At 56.6% G+C, this 24,934-nt stretch carries 25 protein-coding genes; 13 read left to right on the forward strand and 12 right to left on the reverse strand.

Annotated features, from left to right (window positions below):
• Positions 1-22 precede the first annotated feature (22 nt).
• Entirely contained in the window at positions 23-1,171 is a 1,149-nt protein-coding gene (locus ACQZ5F_RS21050) for an ROK family transcriptional regulator (protein WP_137087811.1), read from the reverse strand.
• 145 nt (positions 1,172-1,316) lie between these two features.
• Between ACQZ5F_RS21050 and ACQZ5F_RS21055 the strand changes: the two genes are divergently transcribed.
• The 6 genes from ACQZ5F_RS21055 to ACQZ5F_RS21080 all read left to right on the forward strand — a co-directional run bounded on the left by ACQZ5F_RS21055 (position 1,317) and on the right by ACQZ5F_RS21080 (position 7,125).
• The gene (locus ACQZ5F_RS21055) at positions 1,317-2,546 is read left to right on the forward strand and encodes an extracellular solute-binding protein (protein WP_448730908.1); all 1,230 of its coding nucleotides are present in this window, start codon (positions 1,317-1,319) and stop codon (positions 2,544-2,546) included.
• Between the two features lie 84 nt (positions 2,547-2,630).
• Positions 2,631-3,683, forward strand: coding sequence for an ABC transporter ATP-binding protein (locus tag ACQZ5F_RS21060; RefSeq protein ID WP_448730909.1), 1,053 nt, complete (start codon positions 2,631-2,633; stop codon positions 3,681-3,683).
• Positions 3,683-4,537: an ABC transporter permease gene (locus ACQZ5F_RS21065; RefSeq protein ID WP_448730910.1), complete on the forward strand. Its 855-nt coding sequence runs from the start codon at positions 3,683-3,685 to the stop codon at positions 4,535-4,537. Before ACQZ5F_RS21060 ends, ACQZ5F_RS21065 begins: the two co-directional genes overlap by 1 nt.
• A complete protein-coding gene (locus ACQZ5F_RS21070) occupies positions 4,534-5,400 on the forward strand; it encodes an ABC transporter permease (protein ID WP_448730911.1) in 867 nt (288 codons plus the stop codon). The genes ACQZ5F_RS21065 and ACQZ5F_RS21070 overlap by 4 nt, the downstream gene beginning before the upstream one ends.
• A gap of 46 nt (positions 5,401-5,446) precedes the next feature.
• Entirely contained in the window at positions 5,447-6,343 is an 897-nt protein-coding gene (locus ACQZ5F_RS21075) for a glycerophosphodiester phosphodiesterase family protein (RefSeq protein ID WP_448730912.1), read from the forward strand.
• Complete coding sequence (locus tag ACQZ5F_RS21080) at positions 6,340-7,125, forward strand: inositol monophosphatase family protein (RefSeq protein WP_448730913.1); 786 nt, start codon at positions 6,340-6,342, stop codon at positions 7,123-7,125. The genes ACQZ5F_RS21075 and ACQZ5F_RS21080 overlap by 4 nt, the downstream gene beginning before the upstream one ends.
• 58 nt (positions 7,126-7,183) lie before the next feature.
• On the opposite strand, the gene ACQZ5F_RS21085 is transcribed toward ACQZ5F_RS21080, so the two are convergent.
• The 4 genes from ACQZ5F_RS21085 to ACQZ5F_RS21100 all read right to left on the reverse strand — a co-directional run bounded on the left by ACQZ5F_RS21085 (position 7,184) and on the right by ACQZ5F_RS21100 (position 10,086).
• Positions 7,184-7,762 (reverse strand): flavin reductase family protein, encoded by a 579-nt coding sequence (locus tag ACQZ5F_RS21085; RefSeq protein ID WP_448730914.1) that lies wholly within the window; start codon positions 7,760-7,762, stop codon positions 7,184-7,186.
• 11 nt (positions 7,763-7,773) lie between these two features.
• Positions 7,774-8,109, reverse strand: coding sequence for a ferredoxin FdxA (fdxA, locus tag ACQZ5F_RS21090; RefSeq protein ID WP_312359894.1), 336 nt, complete (start codon positions 8,107-8,109; stop codon positions 7,774-7,776).
• A gap of 104 nt (positions 8,110-8,213) precedes the next feature.
• A complete protein-coding gene (locus ACQZ5F_RS21095; protein WP_448730915.1) occupies positions 8,214-8,813 on the reverse strand; it encodes a superoxide dismutase in 600 nt (199 codons plus the stop codon).
• A gap of 205 nt (positions 8,814-9,018) precedes the next feature.
• On the reverse strand, positions 9,019-10,086 hold the full coding sequence (locus ACQZ5F_RS21100; protein WP_448730916.1) for a linear amide C-N hydrolase: 1,068 nt from the start codon (positions 10,084-10,086) through the stop codon (positions 9,019-9,021).
• A gap of 137 nt (positions 10,087-10,223) precedes the next feature.
• On the opposite strand from ACQZ5F_RS21100, the gene ACQZ5F_RS21105 reads away from it, so the two are divergent.
• Entirely contained in the window at positions 10,224-11,024 is an 801-nt protein-coding gene (locus ACQZ5F_RS21105; protein WP_137088030.1) for a hypothetical protein, read from the forward strand.
• 195 nt (positions 11,025-11,219) lie between these two features.
• On the forward strand, positions 11,220-12,170 hold the full coding sequence (locus ACQZ5F_RS21110; protein ID WP_448730917.1) for a bile acid:sodium symporter family protein: 951 nt from the start codon (positions 11,220-11,222) through the stop codon (positions 12,168-12,170).
• Positions 12,171-12,248: 78 nt separating this feature from the next.
• On the opposite strand, the gene ACQZ5F_RS21115 is transcribed toward ACQZ5F_RS21110, so the two are convergent.
• Entirely contained in the window at positions 12,249-13,304 is a 1,056-nt protein-coding gene (locus ACQZ5F_RS21115) for an aldo/keto reductase (RefSeq protein ID WP_448730918.1), read from the reverse strand.
• Between the two features lie 186 nt (positions 13,305-13,490).
• Here ACQZ5F_RS21115 and ACQZ5F_RS21120 point away from each other — a divergent pair, with 186 nt between their 5' ends.
• Positions 13,491-14,396: a LysR family transcriptional regulator gene (locus tag ACQZ5F_RS21120; protein ID WP_448730919.1), complete on the forward strand. Its 906-nt coding sequence runs from the start codon at positions 13,491-13,493 to the stop codon at positions 14,394-14,396.
• 61 nt (positions 14,397-14,457) lie between these two features.
• Here the strand turns inward: ACQZ5F_RS21120 and ACQZ5F_RS21125 are convergent, their stop codons facing one another.
• The 6 genes from ACQZ5F_RS21125 to ACQZ5F_RS21150 form a co-directional block, all read right to left on the reverse strand.
• Positions 14,458-15,243, reverse strand: a complete 786-nt coding sequence (locus ACQZ5F_RS21125; RefSeq protein ID WP_448730920.1) for a 2-keto-4-pentenoate hydratase — start codon at positions 15,241-15,243, stop codon at positions 14,458-14,460.
• A 102-nt stretch (positions 15,244-15,345) separates the two neighbouring features.
• Positions 15,346-17,109, reverse strand: coding sequence for an ABC transporter ATP-binding protein (locus ACQZ5F_RS21130; RefSeq protein WP_448730973.1), 1,764 nt, complete (start codon positions 17,107-17,109; stop codon positions 15,346-15,348).
• 816 nt (positions 17,110-17,925) lie between these two features.
• Positions 17,926-19,086, reverse strand: a complete 1,161-nt coding sequence (locus ACQZ5F_RS21135) for a DegT/DnrJ/EryC1/StrS family aminotransferase (RefSeq protein ID WP_448730921.1) — start codon at positions 19,084-19,086, stop codon at positions 17,926-17,928.
• 251 nt (positions 19,087-19,337) lie between these two features.
• Positions 19,338-19,502: a hypothetical protein gene (locus ACQZ5F_RS21140; RefSeq protein ID WP_448730922.1), complete on the reverse strand. Its 165-nt coding sequence runs from the start codon at positions 19,500-19,502 to the stop codon at positions 19,338-19,340.
• A 477-nt stretch (positions 19,503-19,979) separates the two neighbouring features.
• Positions 19,980-20,780, reverse strand: a complete 801-nt coding sequence (locus tag ACQZ5F_RS21145; protein WP_448730923.1) for a metallophosphoesterase — start codon at positions 20,778-20,780, stop codon at positions 19,980-19,982.
• A 53-nt stretch (positions 20,781-20,833) separates the two neighbouring features.
• A complete protein-coding gene (locus ACQZ5F_RS21150; RefSeq protein ID WP_448730924.1) occupies positions 20,834-21,544 on the reverse strand; it encodes a 4'-phosphopantetheinyl transferase family protein in 711 nt (236 codons plus the stop codon).
• Positions 21,545-22,182: 638 nt separating this feature from the next.
• On the opposite strand from ACQZ5F_RS21150, the gene ACQZ5F_RS21155 reads away from it, so the two are divergent.
• Genes ACQZ5F_RS21155 through ACQZ5F_RS21170 form a run of 4 tightly spaced genes read left to right on the forward strand, consistent with a single transcriptional unit; the run spans position 22,183 to position 24,889 of the window.
• Entirely contained in the window at positions 22,183-23,010 is an 828-nt protein-coding gene (locus tag ACQZ5F_RS21155) for a transketolase (protein ID WP_448730925.1), read from the forward strand.
• Positions 23,003-23,980: a transketolase family protein gene (locus ACQZ5F_RS21160; protein WP_448730926.1), complete on the forward strand. Its 978-nt coding sequence runs from the start codon at positions 23,003-23,005 to the stop codon at positions 23,978-23,980. The genes ACQZ5F_RS21155 and ACQZ5F_RS21160 overlap by 8 nt, the downstream gene beginning before the upstream one ends.
• The gene (locus ACQZ5F_RS21165) at positions 23,973-24,647 is read left to right on the forward strand and encodes a NeuD/PglB/VioB family sugar acetyltransferase (protein ID WP_448730927.1); all 675 of its coding nucleotides are present in this window, start codon (positions 23,973-23,975) and stop codon (positions 24,645-24,647) included. Before ACQZ5F_RS21160 ends, ACQZ5F_RS21165 begins: the two co-directional genes overlap by 8 nt.
• A gap of 2 nt (positions 24,648-24,649) precedes the next feature.
• Entirely contained in the window at positions 24,650-24,889 is a 240-nt protein-coding gene (locus ACQZ5F_RS21170) for an acyl carrier protein (RefSeq protein WP_448730928.1), read from the forward strand.
• Positions 24,890-24,934 lie beyond the last annotated feature (45 nt).

The raw sequence follows: 24,934 nt of genomic DNA on the forward strand, positions 1-24,934 counted from the left end.
GGGAACCACAGGATGACCACCCCTACAGGAAATAGCGCACCCTCAGTGGCAATAGCGCGGCGCCGATGGCGGACGGATCGCCGACCGTTTCGCTGAGAACCAGCTTCGCCTCCTTCGGGCCGACGCCGTAACGGTGTTCGCGCTGGGAGGGCATGTGTGTGCGTTCGATCATCATCTGGCCGAGCGCGCGTGGCAATTGTCCGCCAAAGACGATGGCCTGCGGATCGAGAACCGCGATCAGGCTCGCGACAAGCCGGTCCACTTGCGGCATGGTCTCGGTTAGCCATTCCTCCACGCCCGGCCAGGAGGGATCGAACTGCTGATAAAGCGCTTCGATCGACTGGATGTCGACGCGGTTTTTCTGCAAGGTTGTGATCAGATATTGCAGCGCCGGGCGCTTGGGCGATTCATCCGGGTTGTAGATGCCGCTGAATTCGCCGGCATTGCCGTAAAACCCGTGAAACGGCTGCCCGTCGAGGATCAGCCCGCCGCCGAAACCGTAATTGAAGGACAGATAGGCAAAGGTCTGGCACCAGGAGCCGACGCCGCGAAGGCTCTCGCCGATAGCCCCCGTGGTGGCGTTGTTTTCCAGCCAGACCGGCAGGTGGAATTTCTCCTCAAGGATCGGCTTCAGGTCCATTAGCGACCAGTCGCGCAATGGTTCCGGCGCGTTGAAGGCGCGGTCTTCCGACACAAAGAAGCCCGACATGGAAAAACCGAGGCCAAGCAGGCGCTCGCGCGGGATGCCGTGTTCGGCCAAAACCCGTTCGAGGGCCAGCGACAAGGCGTCAAGCGTCATCTCCCGGTCTTCCGGGAGCATCTTCAGCTTTTCCTCGACAATGACGACACAGCGGAAATCGGCGATGCAGATCACCACGGAGTCGGTGTTGATGGAAATGCCGAGCGAATAGGCGGCCTCCGGCACCAGCTCGATGGTTGGGCTTGGCTGGCCGCGCGTGCCCTTTAGCGGCGCGCCGGTGCGCAGCAACCCGCGCTCCAGCAGGCCTTCGATCAGCCGATGTACGGATTGCTGAGTCAGGTTCGTGTGGCCGGTAATCGATGCGCGGGCGATGGGCCCATGGCGGCGCACGATATCCAGAATTAGACGCTCGTTTTCGCTGGCAAGCGGCTGGCGGTCGAAAATCTGGCGCGGCGTCTGATCTGTTGTCATGGCCTTGGATAACGGCTGCGCGGGGCGGCGGCAACATGGGGCATTGGTTTGCGACAGCATTTTTCACTGGACTGTCACAAATATTACACTTAGAGTGTATTAATAAGGGGCCGGTCAACAACGGGTCCTCAGGAGGAACCATTCAATGCGCATGAAATTTCTTGCGATCGCCGCGCTTGCGCTGGCGACGACGGCAGCGCCGTGCCTATCGGCTGACAGCAATATGAAAAACCTCGACTTCGATCTGTCGAAGGTCACGCGCGACAATTTCTACGACATCGTCGTTCCCGCCGCCAAAGCCGAGGGCACGGTGACGATGTATAATTTCGCCGGCAGCTTCGCCGATACGTGGAAGGAACTGATCACCCGTTTCGAAGCCAAATATGGCATCAAGGTCGCCTATAGCGACGTTAAGGGCGATCAGGCGAACCAGCAGCTGATCGCGGTACAGGCGGCAGGGCAGGATTCGCCCGTCGATGCCTATTTCGCCGGTGGCGGCAGCTATCCGCTTCTGTCCTCCAAGGGTGTTGTCGGCAATATTGCGCTGACGAAGATCCTGCCGAATATGGCCAATTACAATCCGGAACTGGCAGAGACCGTCTTCGGCAAGCCGCATGGCGGCAGCTTCCCGCTGGTGCATCTCAACCAGACCGCAATCGGTTACGATTCCGCCTTCGTGAAGGCCGAAGATGTGCCGAAGAGCTTCGAGGACCTTCTCGTCTGGGCCGAAAAGAACCCGAAGCGGCTTGGCGTCACCCTGCCAGCCAAAGGCGGTTCCGGTGGCGGCTTCATCTATTCGGTGGCGCTCAATTATCTCACCGGCGACTGCCGTGCAAAGCTCACCGACTATAACCAGACGCTGCAGCAGGCCGAAGACTGGGCCATGGAGTCCGAGTGCCTTACACCTGTCTGGGACTATTACCGCCGTCTCCTGGCGGTGGCGGAACTGACCAATGGCAATGCCGATACGCTGAACCTCATCAACAACCAGCAGCTTCACATGGGCACCGTCTGGGAAGATCAGGTGATGAGCTTCCTCGGCACCAAGCAGTTGCCGGAGAGTTTCCGCGTCACGCTGCTGGAAAAGGGCCAGGTTGGCTCGGGTGACGCCATGTTTGTGCCGGCCAATGCGAAGAACGTCGCTGCGTCGCTGCTTCTGATCGACATGGCGATGAGCAAGGAATTCCAGCTCTGGAAGCTGGAGAACAAGGCCTCCCGCTCTCCGCGCGCCGATGTCACCAACGATCTGATGCCGAAGGCCGTGCAGGAGCATGTTCTGCCGCAGAGCGTTTATCCGCGCCTGTCGCTGCCGGCTTTCTGGGACATGTCGACGGCGCTTGCCGAAGCGCTCGATGAAAAAGTCCTCAACCAGTAACGCCGTCAGGATGACCGGATCGTGCAGCCGAAAGTGCTGCACGGTCTGGACACTCTTGGTCAAAAAATATCAGGGAGGCTCGCCATGAGTGAACTCGATATCAGCAATATCAGCAAGGATTACGGGGCAAGCCGGGCGCTTCATCCCGTGTCGATCACCGTGGAGCGGGGCGAATTCGTCACCATTCTCGGCCCCTCGGGTTGTGGAAAGTCGACGTTGCTGCGCATCCTCACCGGCATCAGCCAGCCGTCGGGCGGTGAAATCCACCTTGGCGGCAAGCGCATAGACCAGGCGCCGCCGGAAGCGCGTGATATCGCCATGGTGTTCCAGTCCTATGCGCTTTTCCCTCATATGTCGGTTGCCAAAAACCTCGGTTTTGGCCTGAAGATGAAGAAGGTTGCGAAGGACGAGCGCGCGCGCCGTATCGCCCATGCGCTTGAAATCTGCAATCTTGCCGGTCTGGTGGATCGCATGCCGCGGCAATTGTCCGGCGGGCAACAGCAGCGCGTGGCGCTGGCGCGCGCCATCGTTATGCAGCCGAGCCTGCTGCTGTTCGACGAGCCGCTCTCCAACCTCGACGCCAAACTCCGCGACACGCTGCGCCATGAGCTGACCGAGCTTCACCGCCGCATCGGTGCCACCAGCCTTTATGTCACGCATGATCAGGCCGAGGCCATGGCGATGTCGGACCGGATCGTCGTCATGAATGCCGGGCGCGTGGTCGAGATCGGCACGCCGCTCGAACTTTACCGCTCGCCGAAACATGCCTTCACCGCTGGCTTTCTCGGCCAGACCAATCTTCTGCCCGTATCCGCTGAAGGCCAGCAGGCGCAATTGCCCTGGGGCCAGCCTGTGACGCTGGATCGGGTTGCGGATCGGACGGCGGCCGGCAATGTGCAGATTTCCGTTCGTCCGGAAAACATCCAAATCCACGCCGATCAGGCCGGTGACGGCACGGTTTCCGCCGTTTCTTTCATGGGCGCCAATGCGCTCTATACGGTCGAGATCGGCGGCCGCCAGATCAGGGTCAGCCAGTCCGGCGCGGACAATCTGATCGATGCCGGGCAAAGGGTCGCCCTGCAATTTCCCGGTTCGGTCCATCTTCTCGATGACAGAATGGTGGGGGAGGCGGTGTGATGGCCGGGATTCTTCGTAACCGACGCGCCCAGCTTCTCCTGCTGTTGGCGCCCGGGGTGGGATATCTTCTGGTCTTCTTCGGCGGACCGCTGCTCTCGGCGCTGATCGGCAGCTTCAGGCAGGAGGATGGCGGCTTCACGCTGATGTTCTACGAGCGGATTTTCACCCGCGCATCGATGATCCGTGGTCTGACGACCTCCATCTATTACGGCGTCATGCCTGTCATCGCCTCGCTCGCGGCCTCGGTGCCGCTGGCGCTTTTGATCCGCAAGAGTTTTTTTGGCCGCAAGCTGTTCAGTGGCCTTTACAAGCTGCCAATGGCGGTGCCGGGCATCATCGTCGGCCTGATGGTGATCGTCGTTTTCGAACGGGGCGGCTTTCTCGACAGGCTGGTCGCGCCGCTCGGGCTAGAACTGCCCAAGCTCGTGCGGGACGACTGGGGCATCGGCGTCATTCTGGCCAGTGTCTGGAAGCAGATACCCTTCATGACGCTGATCATCACCAGCGCCTTTGCGGCCATTCCCGAGGATATACGTTATGCCTCGCGCACGCTTGGCGCTTCGCGGCTGAAGACGTTCTTCTTCGTGGAGGTGCCGCTCGCCATGCCGGGTATCACGGCCGCCATTCTCCTTACCTTCATAGGCTCCATGGGCTCTTACGCCATTCCCGACATCGTCGGGCCGCCGACGGCCCGGCCGCTTTCGGTGCTGATGGTCAAGGAGTTCAATCAGGGCCGCTTCAATCAGGTCTATGCCATGGGCATGGTTCTGAGCCTGTTCGCGATCTCAGTCCTCATTCTCTATTATTCCCTGACATCTCGCATCGGCCCCGGCCAGAACCGAGGAGACGCATGATGAGCGCTATCACCATCGAACCCGCCATCACTCCCCGCCGCCGTGCCTTCACGCCGGAGGACCGGATTTTTGTCTCGATCGGGCTTTATGGCGCGCTAACGCTTGCCATCGCCGTGCCGCTGACGCTGATGTTTCTCTGGAGCATTGCCGATGGCTGGTCTCCGCCGCTCGTCGTGCCGAAGGATTACACCACGGCACGCTGGGCGAGCATCCTCAGCGATGGCAGCCTCATCCGCGCCGCCATCAACAGCATCCTCATCGCCATTGTCGTCACCTTCCTGACGGCGGCCATCGCGTTACCCACCGCCTGGGCGATGGCGCGGTTTCCCTTCCGGCTGAAACGGCTGGTGGAGATTTTCATCCTTGCGCCGATCATCATTCCGGGGCTGGTCGTCGCCGTTGGCATCGGGCAGGTGTTCCTTCTGTTCGGCCTAGCCTATTCGGTGACGGGCGTCATTCTGGTGCAGATCGTCGGCACCCTGCCGCTGATGATCCGGCTGATGACGGCGGCGCTGGAGACCATTCCAGACGATCTCATCCATGCCGCGCGCTCGCTTGGCGCGGGCACGGTCGGCATCGTTCTCCACATCATATTGCCGCTGGCGGTGCCGGGCCTTCTGGCAGGCGGGCTGATGTCCTTCATCGGCAGCTTTGAGGAATTCGACAAGTCCTTCATCGTCGGCGCGCCTGTTGTCGAAACCCTGCCGATCAAGCTTTACATGTATCTTGATCCCTATTCGATGCAGCTGCCGCTTGCCTCCATCGTCTCCTTCATCCTGCTTCTTCCCGCACTGGTCGTCTTCATCATCGCCGGTCGCATCCTGCGCGACGATCTGATGGCGGCGGGCATGGGGAAAATCTGATCCGGGCGCTCCAACCCGGTAATTGCAACGTCCGAAAGTGAAAACCATGCACCAAACCCTTGCAGCCTCCCGTAAGACCTCCAATTCCTGCAACGTCCTCGCGCTTTGCTCGCGCGACAATCCGGCCATCCTGACGATAGCTCATCGCGGCTTCTGGACCGCCACCGCCGAAAACTCGCTGGCTTCCGTCCGCGCCGCGATTGCGGCAGGCGTGGAGATGATCGAGATAGACACGCAGGCGACGGCCGACGGCCGGTTGGTCGTCATCCACGATGAAACGATTGACCGCACCACGGCGGGCAAGGGGACCGTGAGCGCGCTGTCCTTCGAGGTGGTTCGCGCCGCTAAGCTGAAAGCAGGCGCGGGTGGTGATGCGGCTGACATCACCGATGAATGCGTGCCTACTCTGGAGGAATTGCTGGAAGAGGCGCGAGGCAAGATCACCGTCAATATCGACACCAAGTTTACCCGCGATCTGCCGCAGGTCATGGAAACCGTGCTGCGGCTCGGCGTCGAGGATCAGGTGCTGGTGAAGACCGATATCGATCCTGAAGCGCCACGTTTCGAGGTGCTGGAGACCGACTGGTTCGGCAAGATCCCGCATATGCCGATGTTTCCGGTCAGAAAGGGCAAGTTCGCCGAGGATCTGCGCCGCATCGAGGCGTTGAGAGCGCCGATGATCGAGGTGAAATTCACCGATATTGCCGATCTGACCGAAGGCCGTGCCGAGATGGAGCGCCAGAATATCCGCCTGTGGATCAACTCGCTCGATGTTTCCCATTGCCTAGATTTCAACGATACGCGGGCGCTTTCAAATCCCGAAGCCGTATGGGGTGCTCTTGCCGAGGCTGGCGTCGGCGCCATCCAGACCGATGAAGTCGAAGCCTTCACCGGCTGGCTAAAGGCAGGCGCCGGCGAGACGGGCAGGGCGTGGACACGATGAGCGAGCGTCTCGAACGCGCCGTCGCCATCATCGAGGAAGCGATGGGCCTTGCCCTTCGCTTTTTCGAGGCGCGTGACGCCATCGCCACCCGGACGAAGGGCTTTCAGGATTTCGTCTCGGAAGCCGACACCACGGTCGAAAAGTTGATCCGCGACCGCCTGGCAGCCGCTTTTCCCGGAGAAACGGTGCTGGGGGAAGAAATGGGCGGCGTTGCCGATGACGCCTACTGGATCATCGATCCCATCGATGGCACCGCCAATTTCCTGCGCGGTTCGCCGCTCTGGGGCATCTCGCTCGGCTTTGTGCGAAATGGCCGGCCGGAACTCGGCGTCGTCGCCATGCCGGTGTTGAAGGATATCTATGCGGCGGCGGATGGGACGGGTCTGATGTTGAACGGCAAACCGCTTGCCCGCCATGTGCCCTTCGAGGATGTGCAGATCATGTCGCTCGGCGACAGCGCGGCCGCCGATGCGGAAGAGGTGGCGGCTCTCACCATCGGGCTCAGGCATGCCGGCTGGGTGGTGGAATCCATCCGCTCGACATCGATCGGCCTCGCCTTTGCCGCACGCGGTATCTTCGACGGCCATCTGCAGAAGCTGACGACCATGTGGGACATCGCCGGCGGCGTCGTTCTCGCAAGGGAAGCTGGCTTGGACGTCCGTATCGGAACAAGGCCCGGCAGCGGCATCCCCTGGGTCGCGGCCGCGACACCGGCGCTGATGACGGTGACGGAGGGGCTGTGGCCGGAGATAGCGGGAGAAGTATCGGCGGAACCTGCGTGACGCCTGGCGCAGGATCCTTCAGCGCGCTCGCCCGTTTCTCGGGGCGGGCGCATACCGTTTATGATGAAACAGCCGAACGCCGCTCATCTGTCCCGGTATAGGCGCGGTCGCTCCAGAGCAGGGCTTTGCGCAGCCGATCCGATATCGCTTCGGTTATGGCGCCGACAAACAGGATATGGTCTGCGGCATCGATGGAGCCGACAAGTTCGCAGTCCATGGCGAGCGTCGCATCGGCGAGTTTCGGGCTTCCTGACGGCCATGTATCCCAGTCTCCAACGCTGAACCGGCCGGGGAGATTTCCCTTGCCCGCAAAGACATCGGCGATCTCCTCCTGTCCCCTGGACAGCGCGGCGACGGAGAAGCGACGGCTCGCAGCGACGAGATCGACCACGCGGCTGCTGGAGTCGATGGAGATTATCAGCAGCGGCGGTTCTGCGCTGAGCGGCATGAAGGAGGTGATCGTGCGCCCGATCCGCTCTCCGCCGTGGGAGGCCGTGGCCACGGCCACGGTGAAGGTCAGCCCGGCTATTGAATCCTTGAATTCACGCGGGGAGATCATCGGAGACGCGCAAGCTTTCAGCGGAATATGGGCGTGATTGACCACGCCGCCAGAGATCAGCCTTAGATTATGAGACATGACATGCCGGGCTAACCGCCCGCTCCCGGGTTCTTGGAAAAAATGGAAAACTTGGCTGAGGCGCCATTCATGACGTCGGCATTGTCTGGCGGCGGCCTTTTCTGGTGCACGCGCGGCCAGATGCCGGAATAGTGGCGGTTTAGGTCGAGCCAGGCATGCAGCCCGGCTTCGGTATCCGGTCTGATCGCTGCCGCGGGACATTCCCGCTCGCAGATGCCGCAATCGATACATTGGTCCGGATGAATAACGAGCATGTTCTCGCCTTCGTAGAAACATTCGACCGGACAGACTTCCACGCAATCCATATATTTGCAGGCGATGCAGTTTTCGGTGACGACATAGGGCATTGAAACGCTCGAATGGAGTTGCAGCCGGACGGCGGCTGTCCGGCTGCGCCTGACCCGGCCCGCCGCACGGGGCAGCGGCAGGGGCCGGGTCGGTGGGGCTCAAATCAGAGGCGGGCTGCCACGGCCTGCCAGTTCACAAGATTGTCGAGGAAATTCTCGATGTAAGCCGGACGCTTGTTGCGGAAATCGATATAGTAGCTGTGCTCCCACACATCGCAGCCGAGAAGCGCCTTCTGCCCGAAGCACAGCGGATTGACGCCGTTTTCGGTGCGGGTGATCTTCAGGGTGCCGTCGGTATCCACCACCAGCCATGCCCAGCCCGAACCGAACTGCGATGCACCGGCGAGGGCGAAATTCTGCTTGAACAGCGATACCGAGCCGAAGGACTGCGCCAGCGCATCCTCAAGCGCCTTTGGGATGGCATGATTTCCCGGCCCCATGATTTCCCAGAAGAGATTGTGGTTCCAATGCTGGGAGGCATTGTTGAAGATACCGGACTGTGCGATTGCGCCCTTCTCATAGGTGCCCCGGACGATGTCCTCGAGACTGCTTTTTTCCCATTCGGTGCCTGATATCGCCTTGTTGAGATTATCGACATAGGCCTTGTGATGGAGATCGTGATGAAACTTCAACGTCTCCTCGGACATGCCCGATGGGGCAAGCGCATCATGGGCATAGGGGAGGTCGGGAAGCTGGAAAGCCATGGGGTATCCTTTGTCAACTGTTCGCTCAAGAGCATGAAATGAGCCTTGCGGAAACAAGGTGACAATACTTCTAGGAGCTCAACCATGGTTGAGGTCAAGAGGTTTTTTCACTGGAAGGATCGGACATGAAACAGGCCAAGGGGAATTGCAGAAAACCCCCGTGTCCACTGGCTCGTCGTGATGATTGCTCCGGAATTCGGCGACTTCAAAGCCCGAGAAATTTGAACGGCTTGCTATCCTTCAGGCTGTCATTCGCCATTCCTGAATAGATGTGAATCTGGTTGGGACCAAGATCAAGTTTCTTCACCGAGCCGGTGTCTTTGGAAAGATCGAGCTTCGTCATGTCGATCCAGAAGATATTCGGCGTCAACGCGGACTCGAAGAAATAAAGCTTGCGCTTGTGGTCGATGACCGTGCGCCAGCGTGTCGAAGAAATATTCGGCTGGTCCGGCGTGGTAATACCATAGGGAACCGAAACGTTGCGGATGACACTGAAGACGCTGGCGATCGCTTCAATTGCATTCTCGCTTTTGGGAATGGCGTTGGCGTAAAAGGCAGCGCGGGCGAAGCGATCCGAAGCGCGGTTCGTGCCAGGCAGCATGACCGTGCCACCGATCTGCGTCCAATATTCATTCAGAGCCAGCTGTTTGTCGAATGTAGGTGAATTGGTCATCACCTGATATTTGCGGTTGTGATGAATGACCTGCTTGCCGTCGATATATTCGACGATTGCGCTGTCTCCACTTGCATCCGAAAGTGAAAGATGCAGCGTTGCCAGACGCTCTTCACCCGGCACGTTGTCCGTCACGATCGTGAAGGGGATTTTCTCCAGCGCGCTGACAGCTTCGGCGACGGTTGCGAAATTATCGAGCACATATTGCGCCCAGGCCGCGATGGATAGGCCCGGAGATTTGCCGTCATAGGCAGGGTAGCTGGATTCGACCAGCCAGAGAACATTTGCCGCAAGCCCGGCCTCGTTCATGCCGTCCGTGGTGGAAATATCGTAGCCTGACGCGATGACGCTGCCGTATCTGGATGTCCATTTCACGGAGTTTGGCCCGGCCTCGCCAGACCGCTCCATTCCCCGCGGAAACACCCAGATGTTGGTTCCGACATCCGTTTTCCAATCCATCGATCGGGCCGTCATGACCTGATCGTTTTCGCCAAGATACACGAAACGCGTGCAGGCCTGCGCCACCGACGTGGTGAGTGTTGCGATCGAAAAAATGATGGCGGTGCAGGCAGATAAAATCGGCAAAGTCTTCGGGCGCATGAGACAGGCTCCGGTGCTCTTGGCAGGAATACAGCGTATGATAGAAAATCGGACTTGTTGGCGGAAGTCAAATGGGTCTACTTTCTCTCAATCATAGGGGGATGCCTTTGCTGAAATCATCTTTTGTTGCTGCCACCCTGGCACTTTCCGCAGGTGCCGCCTCGGGCGCGGATCAGGCGAGCGCCGGTCCGCATGAAGTTGATCAGCCGGACTGGGCGCTTCAGGCCACGGCCTATCTCTGGGCAACGGGACTGAACGGAAACATATCGCCTTTCCGCCGCGCGCCGACGCTGCATGTCGAAAAATCCTTCTCCGACGTCGTGGACGATCTCAACTTCGGTGGATTTCTCAACATCTGGGGGCGTTACGACCGCTTCGTCCTCTCCGGCGACATGATGTATGTGGACACCACCGATAGTCACGCGGCTGGCCCGCTGCCGGCGCTGCAAATCCCGGGTTTGCCGTCTTTGCCGGCCGGTGCCGCAATAGACGCGAATGTTGATACGCAGGAATTCATGGCGACGCTGCAGGCCGGCTACCGGGTCGTGGATGCGGATGGATTTACGCTGGATGCGCTGGCGGGCGCCCGCTTCTGGCACATTTCCAACGAGGTAGCGGTCACCGCCAGTCATCCTTTGATCGGCAGCGTTTCCGCCACCCATAAGGAAAGCTTTGGCTGGGTCGATCCCGTTATCGGCGCGCGAGCCTTCGTCAGCCTGACAGATCGGCTGTCCCTTCAGGGACAGGTCGATATTGGCGGCTTCGGCGCGGGATCCGATCTCACATGGTCTGCCTTGGCAACGGTGAACTACGTCTTCACGGACACATTGTCTGTCTCGGCAGGCTACAAGGTGCTCGATGTCGACTATTCGGATGATGGATACGTTTTTGATTCCCGACTGAGCGGGCCCGTCCTCGGACTGAGCTACAGGTTTTAACGGCCCAACCCCGTCCAAATCGTGTGTCTGATTGCCACGCGCTTTCGTTGGGCGTGTGATTTCCACGCATCGTCAAGGTTTGTTGTGACTTCCAGCGTTCCTTTTCCGCCCTGGGCCACTGGCCGTCGGGTGTGACCTTGACACAGAGACCGCGCGCACTAGACGGGGACGGATATTCATTGTGGGAGTATAGACATGAAAACGCTGGCAGCCGTCTCGGCTTTCGTGGGCAAGACCTTCGCCGTCTGGGTCATCCTGTTTGCCGTACTCGGCTTCTTTTTTCCGGATACGTTCAAGCAGATTGCACCGTGGATTGTCACGCTTCTGTCGATCATCATGTTCGGTATGGGGCTGACCCTCTCGGTTGATGACTTCAGAGAGGTGGTTAAACGGCCGTTCGATGTAACGATCGGCGTACTCGGCCAGTTTCTCATCATGCCGCTTCTGGCGGTGCTGCTCACCCGCATCATTCCCATGCCGCCTGAAGTCGCGGCCGGCGTCATTCTGGTTGGTTGCTGCCCGGGAGGCACGTCTTCCAATGTCATGACCTATCTGTCGAAAGGTGACGTTGCGCTGTCTGTCGCCTGTACCTCGGTAACCACACTTGCGGCACCCTTGGTGACACCCTTCCTCGTCTGGCTGTTCGCCAGTCAGTTTCTGCCGGTGGATGGCTGGGCCATGTTCCTCAGCATCGTCAAGGTCGTGCTGGTGCCGCTGGCTCTCGGCGCCGCGTTGCAGAAGCTTCTGCCCGGTGTGGTCAAGGCGGCCGTTCCGGCTTTGCCGCTCGTAAGCGTCATCGGCATCGTCCTGATCGTTTCGGCGGTTGTCGGAGGTTCCAAGGCTGCGATCGCCCAGTCCGGATTGATGATTTTCGCCGTTGTCGTCCTGCATAACGGGCTTGGCTATCTCATCGGTTATCTCGCCGCAAAGGCAACGGGCCTGTCGCTTGCCAAACGCAAGGCCATTGCGATTGAGGTGGGCATGCAGAATTCGGGCCTCGGTGCAGCCCTCGCAACGGCCTATTTCTCGCCTCTTGCCGCAGTTCCGAGCGCCATTTTCAGCGTCTGGCACAACATTTCCGGCGCGATGCTGGCAAACTGGTTTTCGGGCCGGGTTGAGGCAGATTCCGCAGACAAAACCGCTTAAAACTCCACAATATCAGGCCGCCTGCAAGACAGGCGGCCTGATGGTGGGTGTTGCGTTTCCCCGGTCACTCAGCCAGCCTTACGGCCATAGACCGTGACGGGTTAGCGTCGATGGATTGCGTTGCGCAAATCCCGCTTGCCGCTGGTACGGGAAATGCGGATAGGGTGCCGTCGTCTCACTGGCTTCATCCAGCCGCGCCACCTGTGCAGGCGTCAGTTCCCATCCCACGGCATCGAGATTCTGGCGAAGCTGCTCCTCATTGCGTGCGCCAATGATCACGGTGGAAACGGTGGGCCGTCTGAGCAGCCAGTTGAGCGCGATCTGCGGTATGGTCCTGCCTGTCTCTTCCGCGACAGCGTCCAACGCATCAATCACGCGGTAGAGATGCTCATCATCCACCGGCGGGCCGAAACTCGCGGTCTCATGCAGGCGGCTACCTTCGGGCAGCGGCGCGCTGCGGCGGATTTTTCCGGTCAGCCGTCCCCAGCCAAGCGGGCTCCAGACCATGGCGCCAAGGCCCTGATCCGCGCCGAGCGGCATCAGATCCCATTCATAGTCACGGCCAACAAGGGAATAATAGACCTGGTTGACCACGTAACGCGGCCAGCCGTATCGGTCGGCGACAGACATCGATTTCATGATCTGCCAGCCTGAAAAGTTCGAGATGCCCGTATATCTAACCTTGCCGGACCGAACGAGCGTATCGAGTGTCGACAGCACTTCCTCCACCGGTGTGAAAACATCGAAAGCGTGAAGCTGGAGAATATCGATATGGTCGGTCTGGAGCCGTCGCAACGCGTCCTCCACCGCGCGTACCAGCCGGAAGCGGGACGATCCCGCCTCGTTCGGTCCGTCGCCCATCGGCAGGCTGGTCTTGGTTGAAATCAGAACGTTGTCGCGCCTTCCCTTGATAGCTTCACCCAGCACCTCCTCTGATGCGCCATTGGAATAGACATCCGCCGTGTCAAACAGATTGACGCCAGCCTCCAGACAGATGTCGATCAGGCGGCGGGCTTCTTTGGCGTCTTGATTGCCCCAGTTGCTGAAGAGCGGCCCGGAACCGCCGAAGGTTCCTGTGCCGAAACTCAACACCGGGACTTTCAGGCCGGATTTGCCGAGATAGCGATATTCCATGGGGTGTTCCTTTGTTGCTGCGGCATGGTTGTGGGCGAGGCGCCTCGTGGCCCCTTGCTCTCTCCATTCCGCCGTGATCTGGCAGACGAAGATTGCGGCGTGTTTCAATCGCTTTCTGAAGATAGACGCTCGCCCTTCAATGAAATAGAATGCCGAAAATAATATCACTTGTGAGATGAAGTCATCATGGCGCGACTGGAGATCAACCGGGCAGGAGAGATGGAGATCTTCGTGCGGGTCGTCGAACTCGGAGGTTTTTCCCGAGCGGCCGCGGCGGCAAATATGACGCCTTCGGCGGTGAGCAAGCTGATTGCACGACTGGAAAGCCGCCTCGGCGCGCGCTTGCTCAATCGCTCCACCCGGCAGCTACAGATAACGCCAGAGGGTTGTGCTTTCTACGAAAGGGCCACCCGTATCCTCGCCGATCTCGAAGAGGCCGAACGCGCCGCAGGGGAGGGCGAACAGCCTGTCGGCCGCGTTCGGATCAACACCAGTGCTTCTTATGCTACGCATATTCTTGCGCCCATCCTGCCGCGGTTTCTGGCGCTTCACCCGGGCATCACGCGGGATATCGTTCAGACGGATCTGGTGGTCGATCTTCTTGCGGAGCGCATGGATGTTGCTGTTCGGGCGGGGCCGCTGAAGAGCTCCAGCCTCGTTGCCAGAAAACTCGGTGAGACAAGAATGATCATCGCTGCTGCTCCGGATTATCTGGAGCGCTGTGGCGTGCCGCAAACCATCGCCGATCTCGAGGACCACAATCGTCTCGGATTTGGCTATGCCCGGTCAGTCGATGGTTGGCGGCTACGCGACGACGGTAAGACCGTCGTCATCCCCGCGACGGGGCGCGTACAGGCAAGCGATGGCGAGGGGCTTCGTCGCCTTGCTCTTGCCGGTGTCGGTCTGGTTCGTCTTGCCGCTTTCACCGTGCGGAAGGACATCGCCGCCGGCCGGCTCATATCGGTCCTCGATCATTTTGATGCGGGTGAGATGGAGATGTTTCATGCGGTTTATGTCGGCCAGCGCGGACCACTTCCCTCACGCATTCGGGCGCTGCTCGATTTCTTGGGCGAATATGGGCGGGTGAAGTGATCATCTGACGATATCAAGACGGCACGCGGCCCGGGGAAAAAGACATCCGGATGACGGTGTCCTATGGTTTCGGACCGGACAAGGTGAAAGCACCGACCGATTTCAGTGTTATGTGTGTCTCCCCGGCAAGTGTGCTTGGTATCGCACCGCAGAGACTGCCCGTTGTTATGACATTGCCCACCTTGAGCATGTCACCTTTGTTGAATGCCGTATTGGCAAAGGCGACCAGCGGCGCAAGCGGATCACCATTCGGGTGTTTTGCCGTGGCATCAAATAGCGACACCGGCCCCTCGGTAATGGTGAGCTGCGGCAGGTTCTCGCCATTTCCGGCAAAGAGGTTCACGACGCCTTTATCGACTTCCGGGCCGATGACGAAGCCGTGGTTGGCGAGGCGATCCGCGAGAAAAAGCGGAAACGGTACCTGATTTTTCTCTGCGAGCCTGTAGCGGAGCAGTTCAGCGCCAAGGTGGACCTTGTCGATATATCTTATCAGATCGGCTCTTGTCAGCGGCCCCGATGTCGCAGAAGGAATATCCGCCGAAAGCGTAAAGCAGATCTCGACCTCGATGCCTTCAGTGCCGTCATGAGGAAAAGAAGCGGCATTGGCGTCATCGACCCGAACGCAATCGAACATGGGCGCCCCGATGGCCTCGCCATCCGGGCGAATCGCCAGTTTCCAGCCGGCAACCGGTTTTGCCCAGATCTCAGCAAAAGCCCGCTGGGCCGCCATAGCCTCTTCGAGGGTGCGGGGAATGAGGCTCTCTGCTTGCAGTGTCGCCAGAGTGATTTTTCCATGCTCGTGGCTCGCTTTTGCGAAGCTTTCAGCCAATTTTTCGATTGCCGTCATTGCGTCCGTGGTCCCGGATATTTTCAAATGCCAAATGCTGTCATGATTTGGCATTGTCTGCCAAGGCTATCTGAAGAACGGCATGGGGCTTGCGCTCTGCGATCAGGCGACATCCGCGTCGAACTGAATACTATGAAGGCGCTTGTAGAGGCCATCATTCGCGAGCAATTCGCGGCGACTGCCCTGTTCGACAACTTCGCCATTGTCCATGACGACGATTTTGTCAGCCCGATTGATGGTGGAAAGGCGGTGCGCAATGACGATCGAGGTTTTGTTGAGCGTCAAACGTTCCAGTGCATCACGCACCAAGGCCTCAGATTCAGAATCAAGCGCACTCGTCGCCTCATCGAGAATTAGAATATCCGCGTCTCGAAGCATGGCGCGGGCGATGGCCACACGCTGTCTCTGTCCGCCAGACAGGCCCGATCCGTTCTCGCCCAACCTTGTGTCGTAACCCTCAGGCATCTTCATGATGAAATCATGCGCATTGGCAGCCTTCGCAGCGGCGGTGATCTCCTCCTCAGTGGCATTGTCTCGCCCTACCGCGATGTTGTGTTTGATAGTGCCTGAAAACAGAAAGGTTTCCTGCCCGACGTAAGAGACATGTTCGCGCAGGCTGGCGAAGGAAACGTCACGCAAATCCATTCCGTTGATTTCCACGGATCCGTTTTGCGGATCGTAAAGGCGCATCATGAGGTTGATGATGGTGGATTTGCCGCTGCCGGAAGGTCCCACCAACGCGGTCATTTGGCCGCCTTCGAAGAGAACGCTGACGTCCTTTAAAACCGGCTGACCGGAAAGATACTCGAAGCTGACATTCTTGAGTTCAACATCGCCACTTGCCTTCTGAAGGGCAACGGCGTCCTTTTTCTCCGCGAGCGTCAGCGGAGCGTCCAGAACTTCGAACATCATGCGCACGCCGATCATGCCGCTCTCGATTTGTACACGCATTCGCGCCAGACGTTTTGCAGGCTCATATGCCAGAAGCAGCGCTGTGATAAAAGCCATCAGGTCGCCGGGAGAGCCGCCCTTTTCCAGAACAGTGTAACCGGAAACAGCAATCACCACGGCGATTGCGAGGCCGGAGAGAGTTTCCATGATCGGGCTTGTCGCTGCTTCGAGCTTGGCAATCCCATTCGAGCGATGCTCTACATCCGAAACGGCCTTGTTCATACGTTGGCGCATCAGTTTTTCGAGTGAAAACGCCTTTATGACTCGAACACCGATGCTCGTTTCCTGCACGACATTGACGATCTCGCCGATGGAAGCCAGTTCGGCTTCCATGATCTTGCGTACCCGTCGCAACACCAGACGGACGCTGAAAATGGCGATCGGACCTATAATCATGGAGATCGCACTCAAAAGGAAATTCTGGGCGAACATGACAATGATCAGCCCTAAAAGAGAAAAAAGATCCCGTACAAACGATGTGACGATCGTATCGATCACGCTGCGGGCTGCTTGCGCATTATAGGTTACGCGTACGAGCAACTCAGAAGAAGGCATGTTCTGAAAAAAAGATACGCCTTGCTGCAGTAGACGATCGTATATTTTGCGCTGCTGCTCGGCAACAATACTGTTGCCAGCTTTACTCAAATAGAAGCTCTGAAAAAAAGTGGCGAAGCCTTTGACGATGAAAATCATAGCTACGGCAAACGCGATCTCCAGCACAACGTCGAAGCCGCGCTTCAGATAGACGCTGTTGACGATATCGCGCATGATCCAGGCGCTGAGCGATGTCGTTAGCGCGACCACCAGCATTGCGACGATGGCGACGGAATACCAACCAACATGTTTCTTGAAATTCTCTCTAAATAGTCGCGTCAACAACTTCTTGTCGTTCGGCGACAAAAACGATCCGATCACGGAAAAATCCTTATTTAGCGTCGACGCTGCGATAGCCGACAATGCATATACAGCCATCAAGAGGTGCGATTTCCGCTGCCCTCGCGCGCTAGTTAGTATACAGACCTCTTATTGCGCAGCCACGCTGGCTTCTCTCAGTCGCATAGCGTTCTGTCTCGTTGCGGCTAGCAAATAGTGTGCTGGAGACAGGCTGTCAATATTTTGCTTGAAGGTGTCGGAAAACCTTCGAAAAGTTGGCCGGAGACCGTCGCCAGAAGTGGCTCTATCCGTCGAAACAGTTTGGGGCGTTTTGTTAACTGGATTTCCTTCACGATTATGCCGCCAGCATCGTTGGTGCCGGCGCGTTGAAGCAGGCCTGATCCGGCGTCCCCCGGCTAAGTGATGGATGTAGATGTCGGTGTTGTAAAAGCTTCGATAGCTGCCGATGTCAGGGCGGGCCTCGGTCATGGTCTTGTAGGCGTAGAAGTTGCCCCCTTGCATTTCATCGACCACCATCGCCACTGACGACGGCAACGAATACCGCTGCGGGCACCAATGCAGGCCGATTCTATTGCCGCAGTCGCCACCGCTGGGTAGTGCCACGTATAGAGCAGCCTCCGTGGAAACATCAAAAAACCCGCTACCTCCGAAATATTTACCCCCGGGCGCGAATGCTGCCTCCAGAATTTCCCGTTGATAATCCGGTGACTAATGACGCCGATTTGATCTGTCAGCAAATGGCGTGTGCCATAGTTCCTAACTTCGAGCTTAGATACTCCCATCACGGGTCAACCGTAAAGGGGAGTTAACAAGTTTCAAATCTTTTTCCCGTTGAGGTCAGGGCCGATTGTGAAACACATCACCAATCATTGAAATAGCGTCCTCGCTCACACCACTGTGGAAAGGCAGGCAAAGCACACGAGATTTTACTTCCGTCACATGCGGCACGGACCGTGTCGAGACGATTCTTAGATGCCGATAAGTTTCGAAATCCGTGCAAATAGGATGAAAATACTTCCTGGCAAAAATATTTCTGGCCTTGAGCTCATTGTAAATGTCATCACGCGTTTTGCCGTATCGTGTCTCATCAATTATGAGCGGGAAATACTGCTCAGAACCTTCCACGCCTTCCTGCATAATTTGCGTTTGTACGCCATCCAATCCAGCAAGCATGTCGCAATAGCGCTTCCGCAATTGTCGACGTTTGGCCTTTTCACCTACCATGGCTTGTAAGTTCAGAAGCCCAACCGCCGCCTGAACTTCATTCATCTTTCCGTTGATGCCAACTTCGACGACTTCTTCTTCGCTCTTAATCCCGAAGTTGCGCAGATAATATATTCTCTCCCGATCTTGCGCGCTCGGTGTGGCTATGAGGCCGCCTTCCAGCGTATTGAAGAGCTTCGTTGCGTGGAAGGAAAAAATAGAAGCGTCGCCATAACGGCTGATTGGAACGCCATTTTTGGTAGCTCCGAATGCGTGGGCAGCATCATACAGCACCCGTAAGTTGTGCGCCGCTCCAAGTGCGGTAAAGGCGTCTACCTCGCAAAGTGTTCCGTAAACATGTACGCCGAGGATGGCGGATGTGTTCTTGGTGATGGCCTGCGCCACCGCGTCTGGATCCAGCGTCAACGTGCCTGGCAAAACATCTGCAAAAACCGGCTTTAATCCATTCCAAGAAATGGCATGAGCTGTAGCGGCGAAAGTCATTGGCGAGGTGACGACCTCGCTACCTGGTGGCAGATCAAATAATTTTAGAGCAGTAATAAGACCGATGGTGCCGTTATTGAACAACATTGCGGTATCTACGCCGAGGTAGGTTTGTAATGCCGCCTCAAGCTGCTGATGCAACGGCCCATGATTAGTGACGTGCTTTTTTTCCCATATCTGCTGAAGCATCGGCATCAGCTCGCTCAACTCCGGCAAGAGCGGCTCGGACACAAACACTGGTGCATCGAGCGATCGGATGTTATTTTTTTCTTCTGGGATTACTTGGACCATTATTCTAGCGCTCACTGGCAACATTCCGCCTCACAGCGGTATTTATTAATTAGTCGAAGTAGCCAGAATCCACAGAATGGCAGCAACTGAGCGTGGCAGGCTACTAAGTACGTTCATGGATGCCTAACGCAACCGGACGGAGAAAGAAATAGTATAGATAGAAATTACGTACAAAAAAATCGCCCGTTAGAAGCTTTTGCTCATCGTTCATGTTTTACGATTTCATCTACACCGCCTAGAAACGAAGAGGATCATTTGCCGGTGCGGCCTTCTGCGACCGGAAGGAAATCTTGGCCATCAACGGATAGGGTCGAGGCAGCCAAAATCAGCGCAATCATGTGCAGTTTGAAAATAGACGCCGAACCGAGGCCATTCAGGGTCTGTGTCAGCCGCGCTTGCGGAAAGGCAGAATTCATCTTCTCGCTTTATGCCGACCGGCGAACTTTGCCGTTTAATCAATTTTCTGCCGACGTTTCCGGCACCATAGCGGGCGGCTACTCGACCTAGTTTAGGTTGTTTCCGTGCAAGACGGATTTGCAGCGCTCACTCCGGAGATTGTTGTCGGTTGTATCGTACGATATTCGCTTGGTAGTTCCACCATTGTCGTCGTTCGTGACCTTCATCGATGCCGGCGCGCCGTGACAATCACGACGCATCTGGCAATCGAATGGGTGACGTCGATGGGCCATAGTGGGGTTGGGTCATCAGTCGGTGGTCAATCTCGACTTTGTCTTGGCATAGATCGCTTCCCGACGGTTAAGTGGAAAGCCATCGGCATATTTGGTGTTCCAGCTGCAAGCTGGGTTCTTTTAGCATGGCCCGGCGCTGATTTTCAGATCGAGTCTGATTTCTATGAGTTAGGCGAATTTACAAGCCCCGCTTCAGCCTGGTGGTTATTGATAGATACAGAGCAAATCCTTACGGGTAATGGACTGTTCCGAAGGGTAGCCATAGGCATTGTTGATGTATTCGACATGGTCGATGATGACACATCGGTTGAGGTGGCTGTGGCCATAGACGTGCAAGCGACGGGATGCCTTGAGAAGCCGGACCTGACGATCGATGACTTCGCTACCCAGTGCCGGATATAGAAAGTGGAATCGCTCCGGAACGAGGGATGGCATCAAGTCGATCCGTGGCAAGAAATGCGAAAAGGAAATAATGGTCTCGTTCTCGACTGACAGAACATGCCGATTAAGACTGAGAAAATAGGCGGCGATCTCCTGCGCGGTCATTTCCGAAGGCCAGCGGCAGGCGCGAAAATCGAGCCAGCTGTTCAGCAATTGCTCGCCGGGCCTGCCGAAGGAGTAATCATACCAACCCAGCAGCGGTACGATTGAAAGTGTGCGATGGTGAAAGGGCTGGGTAGCTACGCCGTGTTCTTGCGCCAGCCGCAGCAGATGGTGGAACTTGTCCACGGATGTCATCTCGGTGTCGCGACGCACCCAGAGGTCGTGATTTCCGGGTACGAAGAAGATTCCCGCGAATTTTCGCCGCAGTTCACCGAAGGCCCAATCCACAAGCCGAACATCATCGGAAATGTCTCCTGCGAGGATGAGAAGGTCGGATTGATAATCCTCATGGGACAGATTTGCTATCCAGGCGCGGTTCTCCTCGTAGTCGACGTGGATATCGGAGGTTGTAAAAACCCGCATGAATTTACTCGCATCCAAAATATATAGCGTCTCAGCCATTTCGACATTGCTTCAGGCGGAAAAGGCGACTGCATTCTGCCGATTTGGGCAGGTTATCTTTTTTCGTTCTGTTCGACTACGAATAAGGTCAGCAGGCGGTTGTCAATATGTCTGAAATGGGCATTTAACAGGGCGCGCGAGGGGAACTCAGGGGCCAGATCCCGATGGACGACGAACAGCAGTTTTCCGGTTTTCCAGTCAATCTCCAGTACTGACATGGCGTCGAAGCCGAAATAGCCACCCACGAAGGGGTAGGCTGCCTTGAAGAAACTCTCCTTTACTGAAAAAATAAGCGTTACGACCTTTTCAGGCGACGCGCTATCGTGGAGTAGGTGCAGTTCGTCGTCATTGACGATGGATCTACGAAGCCGCGCCTGTGTCTCCAAGGTGACGATATTCTCGACATCCAGCCCAATAGCCATGTATTGAGATATCCGTGCTGCCGCTGCAACCGCATAGCCATGGGAATGGCTGATCGAGCCGACAATGCCCGCGGGCCAAAGAGGTTGGCGAGCAGTGCCAACGCCTATCGGGCCATGAGATATGTTGTGTGCCTCTAGCGCCATATGTGCGCAGTGGCGTCCTGCGATAAATTCGGATTGGCGTTTGGTCACGGCATTGCGGATGAATTCGATATAGCCTTCGTCCAGATGGTGAATGGAGGCTTCGGAAAAATGGTCAACATCGAAACAGGTGCGAAAGACCGAAAGGCCTTCACAGCCAAACCAGTCCACATAGCCGGATTGAAATAAGAACTTGGCCACACTCTATCTCCACCATTTACGTCTAGTCACCGTTTTTTTCGCCACTTATCAGTGGAGGTGCAAAAAGTTTGTTGCTGGCAGTGAGCAGGGAATTCAGAATAGGTTTCATCGAATGAATTTCCGCAAAACTGCAAAGGCTGGTGCAAAAGTGAACGAATGAAACCGAAGCACCGTTGGGCAGCATGGCCTTGTGCCCTTTCCGATCAGTCGGTGTTTCGTCGCATAACATTTTGCCAGTTATACATTGAAAGAGACGCGCGCCACTTATTTGATGCCGTGAGTGGCGAAACCGGTTCCCGTTCTCGCCCGCGAATAAAGCGCGCACCGCGTTCAATGGGTGGATAACGATAGTTCGGAAACGGTGTTCGGTATCAATCTGAGGCCCTGGCTGATTCCGATCTATCAGATTTTTCTTTCCCATCTGGTTGGCCGGCTACCGCAACGGCTGGTCTCGTGACCGAAAAAAGCGTGAAAGAGACAGTGGGAAGGAAGCGCCACTCAACCGGCAGATGCTAACCGCAGCACTAAGCAGTCATACTTTTGACAGTGGCGTCCAATAAAAAAACAGGGTCGTTCGAAGTTGCAATGCAAATTCAAATAAAGTAGGTTCCGCCGCGCTGCAGAGAGAGGCCAAAGTGATGACGAACACTTCAATAGTGTCGGATGTAGATATTCGCAAGATTATAGTGGATACTGCGTTCAAATGCGGAGAGTCTGCCCACATTGGCGGCAGTCTTAGCATGGTAGAGTTGCTGAATGTACTCTTCGGCGAGGTGCTGAATCATCGCCCCCGAGAGTCTGAGTGGCCTGAGCGCGATATATTCATTCTTAGTAAAGGGCATGCAGTACTTGGTTATCTGGCTGTCCTTCACCTTTATGGTTATTTCGATGCTGACAAGCTCGCGACATTCCAGACGGATGGGAGTGACCTGATCGCTCACCCGGTCAAGAAGCTTAAACTTGGGATTGAAAGTTCCAACGGCAGCCTCGGGCAGGGGCTGTCATATGGGCTGGGTCTTGCGCTCGGTATGGAACTTAAAAACGAAGACCGCCGTGTTTACGTGATGCTTGGCGATGGCGAATGCAACGAGGGTTCTGTCTGGGAAACGGCGGCATTGGCTGCGGAGCGAGGGACTAACCGTCTCTGCGCTATTGTTGATGAAAACGGCTTCCGTAACGACGGGGCAACGACCACATATGCAAATAAGATAAATTTGGCCGGAGTCTGGCGCGCATTTGGCTGGAACGTTATCGAAATTGATGGCCATGACCGCGACCAAATCCGCGAGGCCTTCGCTGCGGCGCGAGCCTATGAGGGTGGTCCAACTGCGATCGTGGCCAGAACTATTAAGGGGCGGGGAATAGATTTTATGGAAGCCAATAATGACTGGCATCACAATCGGATTACCGGCAATGTCTATAAAGATTGCATCCGCGCGCTCGGACTGGAGTTAGCTGATGGTTGAAATTTCGACGCGAAACGCGCGCACCTGGTCGCGGATGGGTATTCGCGCAACCTATGGGCAGGCCCTTTCGGGATATGCGGCGGAGAATCCAAATGTGCTCGCACTGTCTGCTGATCTGGGTAGATCGTCAGGTCTTGACCGCTTCTCGAAGGAGTATCCGCACCAGTTCATAAATACGGGCATTGCAGAGCAGAACATGGTCGGCGTGGCCGCTGGCCTTGCACGGTCAGGTTTTGATGTCTTTGCTTCCACATTTGCCCCTTTTGCTTCGATGCGTGCGAGTGAACAGGTGCGCATGAACATGGGCTACATGGAAGAGCCGGTAAAGCTTGTGGCCCTGGGCAGCGGTTTTGCCATGGGCTTTTTGGGGAATTCCCATTACGGTCTGGAAGACTTGGCCGTCATGCGGGCCATTCCCGGCTTGACCATTGTTTCGCCTGCGGATTGCGCCGAGATATACAAAACGCTTGAGGCCTGCATCGGCTACAATAAGCCTGTTTATATCCGCCTTACGGGTGCCGTGAACTGCCCTATCGTGTATGAAGAAGACTACGATTTTGAGTTTGGCAAGGCGGTTTGGATCAAGCCGGCTGCGGATATCACTATAATTTCGGCGGGCACCACTGTGGGCCATTGCTTGACCGCAGCGAATGCGTTGGCCGAAGAAGGTCTCACAGTCGGTTTGCTTAACATGCACACGATAAAACCACTGGACAAAGTGGCGTTGGCGCATGCGGCTGAAGTATCCTCCACCCTGATCGTTGTGGAAGAGCATATGCGTACGGGCGGCCTGGGCAGTGCGGTGCTGGAACATTTCGTCGAAGCAGGTGCGCCTCAATGCCGCATCGTAACGCACGGTATCGCAGACCGCTACGGCGAGACGGGCAGCTACCCCTATATGCTGAAAATTTCTGGCCTTGATGCTGAGGGGATTACGCGAATAATAAAGCGTGAGGCAGAAAATGCCTGATAAAAGTGTACCCGCTTGGTATATTTACGGTGCTGGAGGCTTTGGGGTCGAAACGCTGGATATCTGCATCAGTGCCATGGCAGCTGGGCAAGTGCCGAAGCGCAACATGGGTTTCATCGTTGATGGCTCCACGGAAAAGGATGTGCTCGGATATCCGGTGGTGGAGCTTGCTGATTGTCAAAAGGGTGCCTTTGTGACAATCGCTGTGGGAGAGCCAGCTGCGCGTGCCAAACTTGCTGAGAAAGTGACTGAGGCCGGCCTGAAATTGTGCTCTGCCATCGCGCCGTCTGCTGTGATTTCGCCTTCGGCCACCATCGAGGATGGTGTCATTGTCGCACCGTTTTGCTCGGTTCAAGCACGTGCCTTTATCGGCCGCAATGCGGCGGTGAATACGATGGCGATCGTTGGCCACGACGTAAATGTTGCTGAAGATGCGGTCATTTCGTCCATGGTCAATCTTGGAGGTGCTGTAAAGGTTGGGCCGCGCGCGTATATTGGGATGGGCGGCAGCGTTCGCGAGAAACTTACTGTGGGTGCCGACAGCATTGTAGGCATGGGTTCCGTTGTTCATAACGACGTGCCTGAAGAGGTCATCGCGATGGGTAACCCGGCGCGTGTGTTGCGTCGTAATGAAGATAAGACTGTTTTTAGGAAAACTGGAGAGTAGAGTTGTCAAATAGAGAGAAATACGATTCCGCATTTATGACTGTGTTCGAGATTGATGCAGCTCAATTGACTGACGAACTTGAATATAGAAGCATTAATGCTTGGGATTCTGTGGGTCATATGGCGCTCATGGCTGAACTTGAAAATGCCTTCGACATTATGCTCGACATGGATGATGTCGTGGACTTTGGATCATACAACACCGGTCTCAAGACGCTTGAGAAATACGGGGTCACATTCTAAATGTTTTGGAATGACAGGGACCAGGCGAGCGATGCGAGGATCTTC

It is taken from the genome of Agrobacterium sp. 22-210-1 (assembly GCF_053522525.1).